Source organism: Pseudomonas lini, from assembly GCF_001042905.1.
In the GTDB taxonomy this organism is placed as follows: Bacteria; Pseudomonadota; Gammaproteobacteria; order Pseudomonadales; family Pseudomonadaceae; genus Aquipseudomonas; species Aquipseudomonas lini.
The window spans coordinates 148,542-165,469 of record NZ_JYLB01000001.1 but is presented as its reverse complement, the minus strand read 5'-3'; the positions used below and the strand labels follow the sequence as shown (position 1 = coordinate 165,469).

The 16,928-nt window shown below is 59.2% G+C and carries 8 protein-coding genes and 2 riboswitches; of the genes, 5 read left to right on the top strand and 3 right to left on the bottom strand.

All coding sequences use genetic code 11. From position 1 onward, the window contains the following. Positions 1–44: 44 nt before the first annotated feature. A riboswitch (cobalamin riboswitch) is annotated at positions 45–260 on the bottom strand. 196 nt (positions 261–456) lie between these two features. Continuing rightward, positions 457–683: riboswitch (cobalamin riboswitch) on the top strand. A gap of 121 nt (positions 684–804) precedes the next feature. From TU81_RS00860 to cobM, 4 genes are all read left to right on the top strand, one after another. After that, positions 805–1,011, top strand: a complete 207-nt coding sequence (locus TU81_RS00860) for a CbtB domain-containing protein (protein ID WP_038982947.1) — start codon at positions 805–807, stop codon at positions 1,009–1,011. An 11-nt stretch (positions 1,012–1,022) separates the two neighbouring features. Further along, on the top strand, positions 1,023–1,730 hold the full coding sequence (locus TU81_RS00855) for a CbtA family protein (protein WP_038982946.1): 708 nt from the start codon (positions 1,023–1,025) through the stop codon (positions 1,728–1,730). After that, positions 1,727–2,140 carry a cobalamin biosynthesis protein gene (locus tag TU81_RS00850; protein WP_007898224.1) on the top strand — a complete coding sequence of 138 codons (414 nt, stop codon included), beginning with the start codon at positions 1,727–1,729 and terminating at the stop codon, positions 2,138–2,140. The genes TU81_RS00855 and TU81_RS00850 overlap by 4 nt, the downstream gene beginning before the upstream one ends. Before the next feature lie 82 nt (positions 2,141–2,222). After that, on the top strand, positions 2,223–2,969 hold the full coding sequence (cobM, locus tag TU81_RS00845) for a precorrin-4 C(11)-methyltransferase (protein WP_048392726.1): 747 nt from the start codon (positions 2,223–2,225) through the stop codon (positions 2,967–2,969). A gap of 201 nt (positions 2,970–3,170) precedes the next feature. Here cobM and nfuA read toward each other — a convergent pair whose 3' ends face one another. Both nfuA and TU81_RS00835 read right to left on the bottom strand, forming a co-directional pair. Beyond that, complete coding sequence (gene nfuA, locus TU81_RS00840) at positions 3,171–3,755, bottom strand: Fe-S biogenesis protein NfuA (protein WP_008011019.1); 585 nt, start codon at positions 3,753–3,755, stop codon at positions 3,171–3,173. A 244-nt stretch (positions 3,756–3,999) separates the two neighbouring features. Beyond that, entirely contained in the window at positions 4,000–6,285 is a 2,286-nt protein-coding gene (locus tag TU81_RS00835; protein WP_048392723.1) for a fatty acid cis/trans isomerase, read from the bottom strand. Between the two features lie 155 nt (positions 6,286–6,440). Here TU81_RS00835 and metH point away from each other — a divergent pair, with 155 nt between their 5' ends. Beyond that, positions 6,441–10,151 (top strand): methionine synthase, encoded by a 3,711-nt coding sequence (gene metH / locus TU81_RS00830; RefSeq protein ID WP_048392721.1) that lies wholly within the window; start codon positions 6,441–6,443, stop codon positions 10,149–10,151. Between the two features lie 66 nt (positions 10,152–10,217). On the opposite strand, the gene TU81_RS00825 is transcribed toward metH, so the two are convergent. After that, positions 10,218–16,925, bottom strand: coding sequence for an NEL-type E3 ubiquitin ligase domain-containing protein (locus TU81_RS00825; protein ID WP_233427259.1), 6,708 nt, complete (start codon positions 16,923–16,925; stop codon positions 10,218–10,220). Positions 16,926–16,928 lie beyond the last annotated feature (3 nt).

Genomic DNA, 16,928 nt, shown 5'->3' with positions numbered 1-16,928 from the left:
TGCGCGCGGAAGATTTCGCCACCGGATCACCCCGCCCGGTTGTAGTGAGAATTCGTTTCGAGGCAGGTCTCCTGGCTGACGGTGTGCCGGCCTTATTGGCCTGGCATTCGCTGCGCCTTCCCGCGAACCTGAGGGATCAGGGCTTGCAGTGGCGTGGCAGCGAACATCACCGTTCACAGTTGCGGGGGCAGCCGCGGCATCGACCGCGTTCCCTTCTTAGCTTCGGCAAACGCCGAAGAACCTCGAAAGCGCAAGGCTACGCATCGTGTGGGGGCGGGTCAATGTCCACATGACATCTGCGGCGCTCCCTTCGCGAGCAAGCCCGCTCCCACTTTTGACCGCATTCCCATGGAAGAACTCGGTTCAATGTGGGAGCGTGGCTTGCCCGCGATGCAGGCGACTGGGTTCCGAGTTGAGAACCCATGCCAATTGACGCCCAACCCCCGCCCATGCTCTCCTACACGCCTTGTTACGGGTGCCCTTCACAGGGTGAAACGGGAAACCGGTGAATCATGTGCTTTACTCAAAGCCATGTCAGTCCGGTGCTGCCCCCGCAACGGTAAGCGAGTGAAGCGTCAGATCCACTGTGCCTGTCATACGGCATGGGAAGGTGATGCTTGCAGGTGTCGGCGCAAGCCCTGCCCCTCGCGAGCCCGGAGACCGGCCCGCAACACAAAGTGACTTTTACGTTCACTGAATAACAAACCCGCGGTGGGCGGGCGCTGTTCGAAATCTCTGCGTGCCCCGGCGTGCGGAGGTTTTCATGCGCTCTATTCACCCGCTGACAGACCAGAGGGAAGCGCCATGTCGATCATCAGCAGCACCGGCAGCAACACCGATAAAAAGAGCACCATCAGCACCACCACTACCCTGAGCCAACGCCTGACCGCCGCTTTTTGTGCGTCGATCCTTGGCGCCAGTCTTGTGTATTTCGCCGGTTTCTCGCACATCGAAGCGGTGCACAACGCCGCGCACGACACCCGTCACAGCTCCGCCTTTCCGTGCCATTGAGACCTGCTGACATGATCAAGCGTATTGCGCAAACCGCAGGTTTCAGCGGGCTGCTGGCCGCCCTGCTGCTGACCCTGCTGCAAAGTTTCTGGGTGGCCCCGCTGATTTTGCAGGCCGAGACCTACGAAAAATCCGAGCCGGCCGCTGTCGAAATCCACGAGCACGCCGCGGGTGCTGTCACCGCTCACACCCACGATGCCGAAGCCTGGGAGCCGGAAGACGGCTGGCAGCGCGTGCTGTCGACCACCGGCGGCAATCTGGTGGTAGCAGTCGGTTTCGCTTTGATGCTCGCGGGCCTCTACACCTTGCGCGCTCCACGCCGTACCTCTCAGGGCCTGCTCTGGGGTCTGGCCGGTTATGCGACATTCGTGCTGGCGCCAACTCTCGGCCTGCCACCTGAGCTGCCGGGCACTGCCGCGGCGGATCTGGCGCAACGACAGATCTGGTGGATCGGCACTGCAGCATCCACCGCTGTCGGCATCGCACTGATCGTGTTCAGCCGTCACTGGCTGATGAAGATCCTCGGCGTGGCGATTCTGGCTGTGCCTCATGTGATCGGCGCGCCACAACCGGAAGTGCATTCGATGCTGGCGCCGCAAGCCTTGGAAGCGCAGTTCAAAATCGCTTCGCAGCTGACCAACATGGCGTTCTGGCTGGCCCTGGGCCTGATCAGCGCCTGGTTGTTCCGCCGCAAAAGCGATGGCCAATACTCCGCATGACTGACGTCAGCGCAGCGCCGACCTTGGTGGTCGGCCTGGGCTGCCAGCGCGGCTGCCCCGTCAGCACGCTGCGGGCGCTGCTTGATCAGGCGTTACAGGCCCATCAAATCGAGCTTCGTGAGATCAAGGCCCTGGCCAGCATCGACCTCAAGCGCGAAGAGCCCGCCCTGATCGAACTGGCCGAACAGCTGGCATTGCCGTTGATGTATTTCAGCAGCGAACAATTGGCCGGTTATGAACCGCAACTCAGTCACCACTCGGACATCGCGTTCGAACGCACCGGCTGTTACGGCGTAGCGGAAAGTGCCGCGCTGGCATTGGCCGAACAGTTGGCTCAGGCACCGGCAAAGTTGCTGATTCCACGACAAAAATACGCCCAGGCCACCCTTGCATTGGCCAGCGCCGCGTAAAATCCCCGATAATCCCCGTCTTCGATCATGAGCAATCTTCATCTGAAGCGTGCCCATACCCTTTTTCTGACAGGAAACGACGATGACCGTCTACTTCATTGGCGCAGGCCCCGGCGACCCGGAACTGATCACCGTCAAAGGCCAGCGGCTGATTCGTAGCTGCCCGGTCATCATCTATGCAGGCTCCCTGGTGCCTGCCGCTGTGCTGGAGGGTCACCGGGCCGAACAGGTGGTCAACAGCGCCGAATTGCACCTGGAACAGATCATCGAGCTGGTCAAGGCCGCCCATGCCAACGGCCAGGACGTGGCCCGGGTGCATTCCGGCGATCCGAGCCTGTATGGCGCGATTGGCGAGCAGATTCGCTACTTGCGTGAACTCGACATCCCTTTCGAAATCATTCCCGGCGTCACCGCCACCGCCGCCTGCGCGGCCCTTTTGGGTGCCGAGCTAACCTTGCCGGACGTGTCACAGAGCGTGATTCTGACCCGCTACGCCGACAAGACCGCCATGCCGGCCGGTGAAGAGCTGGGCAGTCTGGCGCAGCATGGGGCGACCATGGCGATCCACTTGGGGGTCAATCATCTGGAGAAGATCCTCGTCGAATTGCTGCCGCACTACGGCGCCGATTGCCCGATAGCGGTGATTCATCGGGCAACCTGGCCGGATCAGGATTGGGTGGTGGGGACGCTGGCGGATATTGCCGGGAAGGTTGAAGCCAAGGGATTTCGCCGCACGGCGCTGATTCTGGTGGGCCGGGTGCTGGGCAGCGATCATTTCAGTGAATCGTCGCTGTATCGCGCGGGGCATGCGCATCTATACCGCCCTTGAGCCAACCACACCCTGTGGCGAGGGGGCTTGCCCCCGTTCGGCTGCGCAGCAGTCGTAAAACCGGACAACTCGGTGTATCTGAAAAATGTAGAGGGCCGCTTCGCGACCCAACGGGGGCAAGCCCCCTCGCCACAGGTTATCGATCGCCCATAAAAAAACGGCACTCACGGGTGCCGTTTTTTCGTTTCTGCAGCGAACACCTTAGTAGTAGGCGTTTTCTTTCTGCGTGTGGTCGGTCACGTCACGAACGCCCTTGAGCTCAGGAATACGCTCGAGCAAGGTGCGCTCGATGCCTTCGCGCAGGGTGACGTCTGCCTGGCCGCAGCCCTGACAACCGCCGCCGAATTTCAGCACCGCAATGCCGTCTTCGACCACATCGATCAGGCTGACCTGACCGCCGTGGCTGGCCAGCCCCGGGTTGATTTCGGTTTGCAGGTAGTAGTTGATGCGCTCGTTGACCGGGCTGTCAGCGTTGACCATCGGTACTTTGGCGTTTGGCGCCTTGATGGTCAGTTGGCCGCCCATACGGTCGGTGGCATAGTCGACTACCGCATCGTCCAGGAATGCTTCGCTGAAGTGGTCGATGTACGCGGTGAAGCTTTTCAGCCCAAGCGCCGTGTCTTCAGGTTTTTCTTCGCCCGGCTTGCAATAGGCAATGCAGGTTTCGGCGTACTGGGTGCCAGGCTGGGTGATAAAGACGCGGATGCCAATACCCGGGGTGTTCTGCTTGGAGAGCAGATCAGCCAGGTAATCGTGGGCGGCGTCGGTAATGGTAATAGCGGTCATGGAAACTCCTCGCAGGCTTGGACGCAGTTTACGCCAATCATCGCGCCGGACAAAGTCCTAGTATTTTTGTCGGGAAAGATGCACTGATCACTGTGGGAGCGACCTGTGGCGAGGGGGCTTGCCCCCGTTGGGTTGCGAAGCAGCCCCAAAATTTCTGACATACCGAAAATCTTGTGAGTGCTGCGCACTCAAACGGGGGCAAGCCCCCTCGCCACAGTTCGCTCCCACATTGAATTGCAGACTTTCAAAGATTCTCGTAGCGGTTCATGTCCAGCACGCCCTCTTCCACCGGGTCGGTGTCGTGGATGTAGCGGCTCAGATCATGGAAATACTGCCAGAACTGCGGATGACTGCGACGAATACCCCAGCGTTCGACGATTTTCTCGAAACTGGCGGCGTCTTTGGCATTCTCCATCGCGTCGACGAACGTGGGCACTTGCCCGGCCGGGATGTTGAACACGAAGTTCGGGTAGCTGCTGAGTACACCCGGATAAATCGTCAACGTGTCGAGCCCTGGCTGATAGCGCAGCGACTCACCGAGCAGGAACGCCACGTTGCTGTGGGCCCGATTGCGCAGCAGGCTGTAGACCTCGCGTTTGCCGCTTTGGGTCTCGATGCGCAACATCGTGGCTTCCGGCAACAGATCGATGACTTTCAAACCGGCGGCCGGGCGTGAAGTCAGGCGGCTCAAGGCCTGTTCGGCGTTCTGCAACGCCAGACCGATGTTCGGCCGCGAGCAATAAGCGCCATCGCAGCGGTTGATCGGATCGGGTTTGGCGTTGAGTTCGCCATACCGGGCCAACAATTGCTGGGTGAAATCGCGTTTCGGGTCCTTTTCGTCCAGCGTCAGCGCCGTTGGCTTGTCGTTATCGATGTACTCATAATCCAGCCACATCTTGAACTTGCCGCCGTTCTGGTACCAATCGTCGAGGTAGCCGTCCCGTGAGTCGGCCGGCATCAGACGCAGGAAGTTCTGCTCGGCACCGTTGCGAATCAGGTCGAAGTACAACCGGGTCTGGGCTTGATGGGAAACGTTGCCGAACACATCGAAGTTGACCGCCAACTGGTAATACGTGCGTTCCAGCAACGGGTAATCGAACAGCCAAATAGTTTGCGGGACGTCACCGATCAGGCCTTTGTTCACCGAGGCGCTGTCGAAATGCCGGAAAATACTCAGCAAAGCGTTGTCATTGCCGGCCCACAGGGTCGACCAGCTCGGTGCCGGCAGGTCGGCGTAGCTGTCCCGGCGCAAGGCTTCGTACTCGTTGCGTTTGTCGCGGTAGTCACGCCACAGGCTCAGGACACTGCCGACGTCATCGTTCTGCCCCGGCATCGCCAGCAACGGCGTGGCCTGCCCGCGATAGTTCGGGTCGGTGATGTAAAGGTCATGCTCCGGGGCCTGGAACAGCGCCCAGAAGTTATCGCGGATCACGTCGGTGGCGATCTGGCCGCGGCAGACCGGGCCACGAATAAAGGTGCGCACGAAGTACTCGGCGTTATCGAGCATGAACTGGTAACGCGCCTGAGCCGGAATGGCCTCAAAGGTCGTGAACGGATTAGCCCGTCGCTCCGGCCCATAACCCGGCAGCGCGTTGACCTGCCAGTTACCGCTGTAAAACAGGCTTTTGATCCGCGCCATCTTCGCCGCGCTGAGCGGATAGGTGATGTGGGTCTTGTGCACGATCACGCCTTGCACCGGCCATAGACGGTAATAGACCTGAGTGCCCGGATCGTCATTCGGACGGCGAGTGTTAATCAGGTCGATCGGCTGCCCCGTTGGCGTGCGCGAACGCACCCACTGAAAGAAATGCCCCGGCTCGCCGTCCTTGAAATAGAGGTGCGCCAGGAACCAGTGCTCGAACAACCAGCGCCCGACCAGGCTCTCCCGGGCGCCCGGCGCGTTGAGCAGGTTTTCCCACTGCACCACCTGCAAGGCTTCCTTGGCGCTGGGTACCAGGCCCTGTTCATCGATTGGCGCGCCGGAGGCCAGCCAGCGTTGCAACGTCTGGTATTGCTGATCGGTCAGGCCGGTGACCGCCAACGGCATGCCTTCTTTCGGATGGGAGCTGGCGTAGCCGTCGAACTCCGCCGACATGGCGCACATGTTCTCCCGGTTCAGGCCCAGGACGATGTCTTCCGGCAACTTGGCGTTGGGTTGCAACGGGGTTTTGTGGCCCAGTTCGAGCATCCGCGCCATCAGCGCCGCTTGGCTGCCTTGGGCGTCAAGCACCGAATAAAAGCCCTTTTGCTGCCAGGCACGTTTGCCAAAGGCGTCATAAAACAGCCGGGTCGGTGCTGCGGCCTGACGGCGTTCGCCATCATAGACAGGCGCTTTGGTCGCGCCTCGGGCCGCCCCTTCGCCACTGCCCAGATTGAGCTGACAGGCGGAGTCGTAGCAGGCATGGCAGGCCACGCACTTTTCGGTGAAGATCGGTTGAATGTCGCGGACGTAGGAAATATCCGGACCTTGTGCAGCGGCGCCCCCGCTTAAAAACAGCATCAATAGGCTGGTGACGACGCGATACGACATATCCCTGGTCCTGATCATGAGAAAACGCCGCGATTCTACCGGTGTGGCCCGCGCACCAACATGAACGATATTCATGCAAAACCCGCACATGCTCCAAAAGCGCACAGGTTTGTTATTATCCCGCCCCTTCGTCATGGCCTTACCGAGTAGTCCAAATGTCCGATCGCAGCGTTCGCCTTCAAGCTCTCAAGCACGCCCTCAAAGAGCGCATCCTGATTCTCGATGGCGGCATGGGTACGATGATCCAGAGCTACAAGCTCGAGGAGCAGGATTACCGTGGCAAACGCTTCGCCGACTGGCCGAGCGATGTAAAAGGCAACAACGACCTGTTGGTGCTGACGCGCCCGGACGTGATCGGTGCTATTGAAAAAGCCTACCTGGATGCCGGCGCCGACATTCTGGAAACCAACACCTTCAACGCCACCCAAGTGTCCCAGGCCGACTACGGCATGCAGGGCCTGGCGTACGAACTCAACGTAGAAGGCGCACGCCTGGCGCGTAAGGTGGCGGACGCCAAGACCCTGGAAACCCCGGACAAGCCGCGTTTCGTCGCCGGCGTGCTCGGCCCTACCAGCCGCACCTGCTCGCTGTCGCCTGACGTGAACAACCCCGGCTACCGCAACGTGACCTTCGATGAACTGGTGGAAAACTACACCGAGGCCACCAAAGGCCTGATCGAAGGCGGCGCCGACCTGATCCTGATCGAAACCATCTTCGACACCCTCAACGCCAAGGCTGCGATCTTCGCCGTGCAGGGTGTTTACGAAGAGTTGGGCGTCGAGTTGCCGATCATGATTTCCGGCACCATCACCGACGCCTCCGGCCGCACTCTCTCCGGCCAGACCACCGAAGCGTTCTGGAACTCCGTGGCCCACGCCAAGCCGATCTCCGTCGGCCTGAACTGCGCCCTGGGCGCCAGTGAACTGCGCCCCTACCTGGAAGAACTGTCGAACAAGGCCAGCACCTACGTGTCGGCGCACCCGAACGCCGGCCTGCCGAACGAATTCGGCGAGTACGACGAACTGCCATCGGAAACCGCCAAGGTCATCGAAGAATTCGCCCAAAGCGGCTTCCTGAACATCGTCGGCGGCTGCTGCGGCACCACGCCGGGCCACATCGAAGCCATCGCCAAAGCGGTGGCCGGTTATGCGCCGCGCGAGATTCCGGACATTCCCAAGGCTTGCCGCCTCTCGGGCCTGGAACCGTTCACCATCGATCGCAGCTCGTTGTTCGTCAACGTCGGCGAGCGCACCAACATCACCGGTTCCGCCAAATTCGCACGGCTGATCCGTGACGACAACTACACCGAAGCCCTGGAAGTCGCCCTGCAGCAGGTCGAAGCCGGCGCCCAGGTGATCGACATCAACATGGACGAAGGGATGCTCGATTCGAAGAAGGCCATGGTGACCTTCCTCAATCTGATTGCCGGTGAACCGGACATCTCCCGCGTGCCGATCATGATCGACTCCTCCAAGTGGGAAGTGATCGAAGCCGGCCTCAAGTGCATCCAGGGCAAGGGCATCGTCAACTCGATCAGCATGAAAGAAGGCGTCGAGCAGTTCATTCATCACGCCAAACTGTGCAAGCGCTACGGCGCCGCAGTGGTGGTGATGGCCTTCGACGAAGCCGGCCAGGCCGACACCGAAGCGCGCAAGAAAGAAATCTGCAAACGCTCCTACGACATTCTGGTCAACGAAGTCGGCTTCCCGCCGGAAGACATCATCTTCGACCCGAACATCTTCGCCGTGGCCACCGGCATCGAAGAACACAACAACTACGCTGTGGACTTCATCAACGCCTGTGCCTACATCCGCGACGAACTGCCGTACGCCCTCACCTCCGGCGGCGTGTCGAACGTATCGTTCTCGTTCCGTGGCAACAATCCGGTGCGTGAGGCGATTCACTCGGTGTTCCTGCTGTATGCGATCCGCAACGGCCTGACCATGGGTATCGTCAACGCCGGCCAACTGGAGATCTACGACCAGATTCCGGCGGAACTGCGCGACGCCGTCGAAGATGTGATCCTCAACCGCACCCCGGAAGGCACCGACGCCCTCCTCGCCATCGCCGACAAGTACAAGGGCGACGGCAGCGTCAAGGAAGCCGAGACCGAAGAGTGGCGCAACTGGGACGTCAACAAGCGTCTCGAACATGCGCTGGTCAAGGGCATCACCACCCACATCGTGGAAGACACCGAAGAGTCGCGCCTGTCCTTTGCTCGCCCGATCGAAGTGATCGAAGGCCCGCTGATGTCCGGCATGAACATCGTCGGCGACCTGTTCGGCGCCGGCAAAATGTTCCTGCCGCAGGTGGTGAAATCCGCCCGCGTGATGAAACAGGCCGTGGCCCACTTGATCCCGTTCATCGAGCTGGAAAAAGGCGACAAACCGGAAGCCAAGGGCAAAATCCTCATGGCCACGGTCAAGGGTGACGTGCATGACATCGGCAAGAACATCGTCGGCGTGGTGCTGGGCTGCAACGGCTATGACATCGTCGACCTCGGCGTGATGGTGCCGGCGGAGAAGATCCTGCAGGTCGCCAAAGAGCAGAAATGCGACATCATCGGCCTGTCCGGTTTGATCACGCCTTCGCTGGACGAAATGGTTCACGTGGCCCGCGAGATGCAGCGTCAGGACTTCCATCTGCCGTTGATGATCGGTGGCGCGACCACGTCCAAGGCGCACACGGCGGTGAAGATCGAGCCCAAGTACAGCAACGACGCGGTGATCTACGTCACCGACGCCTCCCGCGCCGTGGGCGTGGCGACGCAGTTGCTGTCCAAGGAACTGAAGGCCGGTTTCGTCGAGAAGACTCGCCTGGAATACATCGACGTTCGCGAGCGCACTGCCAATCGCAGTGCCCGTACCGAACGCCTGAGCTACCCGGTGGCCATCGCCAAGAAACCGCAGTTCGACTGGGCCAGCTATGAACCGGTCAAACCGACGTTCACCGGCGCCAAGGTGCTGGACAACATCGACCTGAAGGTGCTGGCCGAATACATCGACTGGACGCCGTTTTTCATCTCTTGGGACTTGGCCGGTAAGTTCCCGCGCATCCTCAAGGACGAAGTGGTCGGTGAAGCCGCCACCGCGCTGTACGCCGATGCCCAGGAAATGCTCGCCAAGCTGATCGACGAAAAACTCATCAGCGCCCGTGCGGTGTTCGGCTTCTGGCCGGCCAATCAGGTGCGCGACGATGACATCGAAGTCTACGGCGATGACGGCAAGCCATTGGCCAAGCTGCATCACTTGCGCCAGCAGATCATCAAGACCGACGGCAAACCGAACTTCTCCCTGGCCGACTTCGTTGCGCCCAAAGACAGCGGCGTGACCGACTACGTGGGAGGCTTCATCACCACCGCCGGGATCGGCGCCGAAGAAGTGGCCAAGGCCTATCAGGATGCGGGCGACGACTACAACTCGATCATGGTCAAGGCCTTGGCCGACCGCTTGGCCGAGGCCTGTGCCGAGTGGCTGCACCAACAGGTGCGTAAAGACTACTGGGGCTACGCCAAGGACGAGACGCTGGACAACGAGGCGCTGATCAAAGAGCAATACACCGGCATCCGCCCTGCTCCGGGCTACCCGGCGTGCCCGGATCACACCGAGAAAGCCACGCTGTTCAAACTGCTGGACCCGGAAGCGGAAGAGCTCAAGGCCGGCCGCAGCGGCGTGTTCCTCACCGAACACTACGCCATGTTCCCGGCGGCAGCGGTCAGCGGCTGGTACTTCGCTCACCCACAGGCGCAGTACTTCGCCGTGGGCAAGATCGACAAGGATCAGGTGCAGAGTTACACCTCGCGCAAAGGTCAGGAATTGAGCGTGACCGAGCGTTGGTTGGCGCCTAATCTGGGTTACGACAACTGAGTCATCCGCTGAAAAACCCCCGACGCCGGGCAATCCGGTGTCGAGGGCCTTTTGGGCAAGACTTGTTTAGCTGATTGAAGCGCCCGGCAGACGGGGCGATGTCCCCGGCGGAGATCCTCCATCCGTCAGCTCCGAGACCTCTTTACGGGACAAGTCGATCATCTTCGCGTTGCGCGCCGCCGCGTGATCAAAAAGCTGGCTCAAGAATGCAGGGTCGTCAGCGCTATCAATCCCATCTTCATCCACCTCCTGAATGTCCACCTCATCGAGTGCCTTGAAGACCTCAGGGTATTTCTCCTTGAGGTAGCTCACCCAGCAATCTCGCTGGATCAAGTCTGCAAAAAACCCATCGGACCGTTCTGCATTGGAGATCTCAATGCGAGCGTCCGCCAGTTGTTGGGGTGTTACTCCTGAGGCATAGGTCATATGTCTTGGTTGCCCAGGCAGGCTCAGGCCGTCATCCCATCCATCCGTCAGGCCGATTCGATAACCCAGGCGCACCTCGGCCTCATCCTGACCGGTACGAGCGGCGGTTCTCGTCGCCAACTCGTCTACCTTGTCCAGGCGGAATAACTGCCTGGACAACTTCAACAGTGCTTCGCCCTTCGCACCCAGGCGTCCGGCAGGAATATCGAGCAAGGCATTGTGTGTGAACACTGTGCTTTCCAGCCCGCTGAAGGTGAGGATTCGACCGTCGACACAGGTGCCATGGGTAGCGGAACTGGCAAACAGGATTTCCCGAAGTTCGGTGTTGCTGGCGGCGGCCTCCATCACAGTCCACACCCGCCGCGTCAGATCGGCGTTCGCCACCCGGAACTCCTGCGTATCCTGCAATCGCGAAAGTAGATGAAAGAACGCAGCATTGTCCGGCTCTGCCGCGAGTTGATTCCATATCTCGGTTTTACTCGCCAACGCCTCAGGTGGAGCATTGGCTAGCCAGGGTGTTTTTTGTTCTGAGTCAGACGCAACATCAGAGAGTTCTTCATCCGACTCGATGCTTTCACTGCTGCCTTCGCCGTAACCGTGGGCGTCATCAATCAACTCATCAAGATCAGCACGTGAAAACCCCAGCACGGTGTCGTGTAATCCCGCATCGCGATAAGCCCTCAATCGTTCAAAACTCTCAAGCAACAAGTTGTAGTTGTCGCTCAGGTCTGTACCGGCCAGCAGCACGTCGTGGTTGCCATCCAGAGCCTGCGCTGGAATCGACGTGATGTCGTTACCACTGAGGTTCAGGGTTCTGAGGCGGTTGGCATCCAGCACGCCGCCCGGCCATTCGGTCAAATTGTTGTTGCGCAGATCGAGTGTCTCCAATACCTCAAAAACGCCGACATCAAAGGCCTCCAGTTCGTTGTAGCTCAGATCCAGCCACTGCAAATGTTCCAGATTGCTCAATGAGGCATACAAGTGTTCGGTATCGCTTATCCGGTTTGAGGACATTTCCAGTCGCACAAGTTTATCCATGTGCTGGACCGGCTCAGGAACGGCCTCCAGTTCATTGCCATTAAGCTCCAGCGATTTCAGCTGAGTAAACGCCTTGAGGAACCCATCAGAGCCTTGCCCGGTAAGCTTCACACTCGTCAGGTTCAACGTGCCGACGTGATCGAATGATGCCGGCAGCTCGGGAAGTTCGCCCAATTGCAGACCATTTAGATTCAACACGGCATCGGCAACAGCATCCGTGCCGGTCAGGCCTTCGCGCCAGCATTCAAGAATTCGCAAAGCACCCAGCCGGCGAGTGCTGGACGACGTCATCCAGCCAGCACCGCGAGATCCCCAGGTAAATAGCCAGCCATTCAATCGGCGCGTCAGCGCTTCAAACGTCTGCTCCCATCCGGCAAGTCGCTCGCTGATTTGCACGTCCGCGGCCCCGCGCTCTCGCATCTGCTCGATCACTTGCAATGCGTCATCATCGGCGAGTGTCGGTTTCAGCCGTTGCAGGCGTTTTACCAAAACCGCATCCCCTTCTCCCGCTGGAGTTTCTGACAGCGGCAGCAAATGACGTGCGATCGAACTCCCGCTCTCGGACGGCGGGAAATCCTGTGGCACCTCTTCCCTATCGAACCGTTCCAGAGCCCCGACAGGAAGGCCTTTGGCAACCTCCATGCGCTGCCGGGCTGCATTGAGCGTTGCGACGCTTGGTGGGGATAAAGGCGTGCCGGTCAGATTGGTCGTGAGCAGCCTCTCATCCGATAGCTGCGCTGGCAGCGAGGAGATTTGGCTGTCACGCAAATCCAGCCAGGTCAGATCCGGCAGGTGTTGCACCCCTGCCGGCCACTCCTGCAAATCTGTCGCCCGCAAACCGAGGGCCTTGAGGCGAGTCATTGCACTGACGTCCAGCGAGTGCAGCGGGTTGTTGCGCAAATCCAGGTATTCGATCGACTGCAGCCCGTCAAAACCTTGCTGAACCGCTGAATCGACAACAATCCGGTTGTTGGAGAGATCCAGATGACTCAACTTCCCAAGGTCGCCGGGCGCAATCGGAACTTCGATCAAATCGCTGCCACTCAGATCGAGTTTTTGTACGTCGGAAAACCCGTGTAAAAAACCGCGAATCTGCTCGGCAGGTACTCTCGCCCCATTCAGATGCACCGTTTGTACATGAGGGAAAACATTGGCGGGGAAATCGGGAAGATCATTGAGTTCCAGATTCGGCAAATCGAGCACCGAGGCCTCTACGGCCGAGCCATAGCGTTTAAATGCACCGTTGCGCCAACAGGCTCTAAGGGTAGTTGCCACCCGCGCGCGCCCCATGACGTCTTTGATCACTATTGGCTTTTGCATCGCGCGGTGGGACCAATCATTCAGTTGCCGGTCAAGCACGCTGTATTCCTGGCTCAACGCCTCGATGGCTTCGAATCTCGTCTCGGCGCCCTGCCATTGCTGGACAAACTGACTGAACATGCTCTCGAAGGACTCGTTGATCCCCTCGCCGAGGCGTCTTAGCTCACCTTTGCAGTAGTCCCTGACCATTTCCTCGCGATCAACAAGGTGTTCCGGGTGACTCTTGACGTATTCATAGGCCGGCTTGAAGTTTTCACGAAGGAAGTTCGACCAGTCCAGCGACAACCCGGACCAGAGCTTTTCATGCCCCTCGAAAATGCCGTCGGGCAAGGCTCTGATGCCTGTCCCACCGAGATCCAAACGCTCAAGCTGGGGAAGTTCAAACACACCCGCAGGCCATTCAAACATCGCAGGTGCCAGGACTTCCAGCCTGCGCAGATTGCGCAAGCGCGAGACATCTACTGTTAGCGGTGCATAGCCCGAGGAAAAAACACTGAGTTCTTCAAGCGTCGTCAACGTACTCAGTCTGGACGGCATGTCCACCGCGTAGGGAGCGACTGAATACAGGCTCAGCCCAGTGAGGTCCGGCATCGCGCTCAACGCCTCGGGTACGTTACTGAACTCATACCCCGTGGCATTGATCCGCAGTCTTTTCAGCTTGGGAAAATTTGCCAGAAGCGCATCGACATTGGCGTCAGTGATGCATTGGCCCCGGACATACAGATCATGCACATGTGAGAAATCCGCCGACAACGAAGGGATCGGGTCATCACAGACCACATCAAGCAACCTGTAGCGGGAGTGCTCCTCAGCCAGCGGCGAGTTGCGCCAGCATTGCTTGATGTTCTGCGCGACCGAGGCCTTGCCTCCCAGCATGGACTGCAAAACCGATTCCGGTATTGGCTCGCCGACCCATTGATCGAGCGTCGACTCGAGCGTCTCCCACTCCCGCAGACGTGCCTGCAAAAGGCTATAAATCTGGGCGTCGGTTTTCCCCGAGCGCAACTGCGCCAGGATAAATCCGTTGGCTTGCTGGTCGGTCAGCGCCGGATAGACATCCTGAACCCGGGCGACCAGCGAAGGACTCAAGCCTTGCCCGCGCCCGCTGGCGTAATACCCCACCCTGCGCTCTGTTACACGAACGGGCGGCTTGAATGTCTTGCTGTGCCCGGTGCGTTTTTCCAGCCGTTGCGACAACTCAGCCCGATGCTCGATGGCCGAGTCGATAACCGCCCGCTTCAGGCTGGCGCTTTGACTCACCTGTGGAACGCCCAATGCGCGGCGGACCTCATCGGGCAAAGCGTGCATGATCGAGGCGAAAAAGTTGTCGCCACTGGCGGGTGCACTGTTGAGCGCCTCTCCGCGTTCATCAAACGCTTGATAAGAAGGCCCGCGTTTAACGACATACTTGCGACGGGGGGCCGCTTCATTGCCAATGCCATCAATGAGCGGGCCGTTGATGTGGCCGTCGCGAACCTCCAGGCGCACCTCGCCGGTCCAGCCCGGCAATTGTTCCAGTGCATGCAGTGCGAGCCACTGGCTGTCAGCCGTCACCATGCTCTCCAGGTGCAGACCGGCGAAGGCCCGGGCCTGACGCCCCTGCTGTGCATACCAACGGGCCTCCTCGAGCATTTTCAACGGAACTCGAGGCGTCGTTTTCAGACGTGAGAGTTCCTCGGCATTGGCATCCAGCAGAATCCTTTGCGCTGCGGACTCGCCAAGCCCTGGGCAGGCACGTTGTAACTTATTGATTAATTGCCCGCCGCCGCCATGTTCGGCTTTGAAAGGCCGCAAGGCGTCTGCCAGCTCAAGGGGCGGGGGCAGATGATCCATGTGCATTTTGCGCAAGGTATTGTCATCGACACCGCAAACGTCAGCGATTGTGAGCAGTTGCTCATCAGTAAACGCCTCGGTGATGTGGCCCATGCGCCGTAACAGGGTCAGACGATCCCACGCAAGCGGACGCTCCAGCGAATGACGCCAGGCACCCTGCCCGTTGTGCTCGAGTACCGGCTGCCAGGCGTGTGTATCAGTCGGATGCTTAATACGCCATTTTTTCAGCGATTGATCGAAGGTGGTTTCATAGACCTTGTCACCCTGCCGGATGTAGGTTTTATCGTTCACCCGGTGCTGTCCCAATCTATCAGGGCCTGAGTTGCGATCCAGCGCGACATGACGCTCATAGGCACTCAGGTCCGGCTTCCACAATCGGGTTTCTCCGTCGGCACACTGGACTGGCTCCAGTTGCTCGACCACAGGTTCGGCTTTCACCGCAAGTAGCTTGCCCAGCCCTTTGCCTGCACCGGCCATCACGGCGATCAGCGCCAGATTCTCGGCCACATCGACCAGATGCGCCTTGGCTGCGGTGCGATCGCCTTCGCTCCACTCGATTGCGCCCTCGAACGATTCGTAAAGCAATTGACCGGCCATCACCGTCAGCATGATCTCGCCCAGCACCGGTACGAACATCGACACCATGTTCAATCCCAGCATGCCGATTTCCAGCAAATGATTGAGCTTTTCTGCCCGTACCCGTGCATCGACATCAGCCGTTGGGACCGCATGGCTGCGCGCATCGGCGATGACCTTTTTCCGGTTTTGCTCGTAGAGATAAGCCCAGAGGTCGGTGTTGGCGGACCAGATGCCAGCCACGCCTTCCCGAATGATCCCGAAAGGGTTGAGATAAGGGTCTTCAACCGGTTCGCGCTTGCCCGAACGCTCAGGCGGTAACTCTTTGATACGAACGATGCTGGACAGCGGCGGAATGTACTGCGCGACTTTCACCCAGATGGAATGCAAGGGATCGGCTGGAGCGTCCGCGGCTTTACGGGTGAACTGACTGAAGTAATAAGGGCGGTCGGCGTAGGCCACGAACTGGCTGAAAAAACGCTGGTGAGCCGTCGGACCACCGCTGCTGGACGACGATGTACCTCGAGCCGTGAACTGTCGCTTGAACTCTTCACGCAACTGCGCAGAGGTGTAGCGCTTGAGCGGGTGCTCTGGATCATGGGGAATGTAAACGATGAACTCATTGGTATAGCGGTACTGCTCGCTGATACTGAACACGACGCAGCCTGTCATCCTGCGCTTCATCAAACTCAAATCCCGAAACCAGACTGACTTGTTACCCAGCCTGGGATGGACTTCGCCATTAATGATCGAAAGGACCATCGTGTAATCGTCGGGCTCGATATCCTTTTTCAGCAGGGCCAGTTCGGCAGCTGCCCTCAATGCCGCTTTCTGACTGGCAATGAACTGCCTGCGAAGTGTCATTTCCTTCTGCGCATCCGCTGGTTGGAAAAACGCCTGCACACAGGTTTGATACTGCGCTCCGATATCCAGTTGGCGACAAAGCGACAGGAACTGCCTGACCGTCATATTGACGGCAGCGACCTGGAACGTGCCAGGGGTCGATGTCTCGACAACAAACCCGGACCTGCGATGAAAGGCGCCTTCCTCGCACTCGGATGCTTCGAAGTTATGTAGTGCTGCCTGTAACAAAGAAAGCTTCAACACTTCGAACGATGCGACTTCTATTTCAAGGTCGCTGACCTCCAGCGGTTGCCTCAGACATACCAGGGTTTTGTTGACGTCTACCTCAATACCAAGACGGTCCTTCAGGGCCTTGGTGAGTATCAGCTCGGCAAAACTGTCGATGTCTTGAAGCGACGACATCGTCTTGTCCAGTCGAGCCTGCGAAGCAAAACTGGCGTCGAAACTTTCCTTCAGCGCCCGTTGTTGCCCGATGGACGCGCGCTGATACCAGTCCGGTGGGAGCGTGCCAGTCGCCTTTATTGCAGCCCGTCTTGCTGGCGTGGCATTGATCAACCAGTCGGGCGCCAGCTGTTCAAGAAGCTCACGATGAATACTGCTTCGTCCTGAAGCCAAATGTTTACGAATCAAGGGCCTGTGGGAAGTGGACGAAGTGGGGAGATGGGTAGGCATACTGCCTCTCCTGAGAAGTGGAGCGACAGGACACCATTTCAGCAAGCC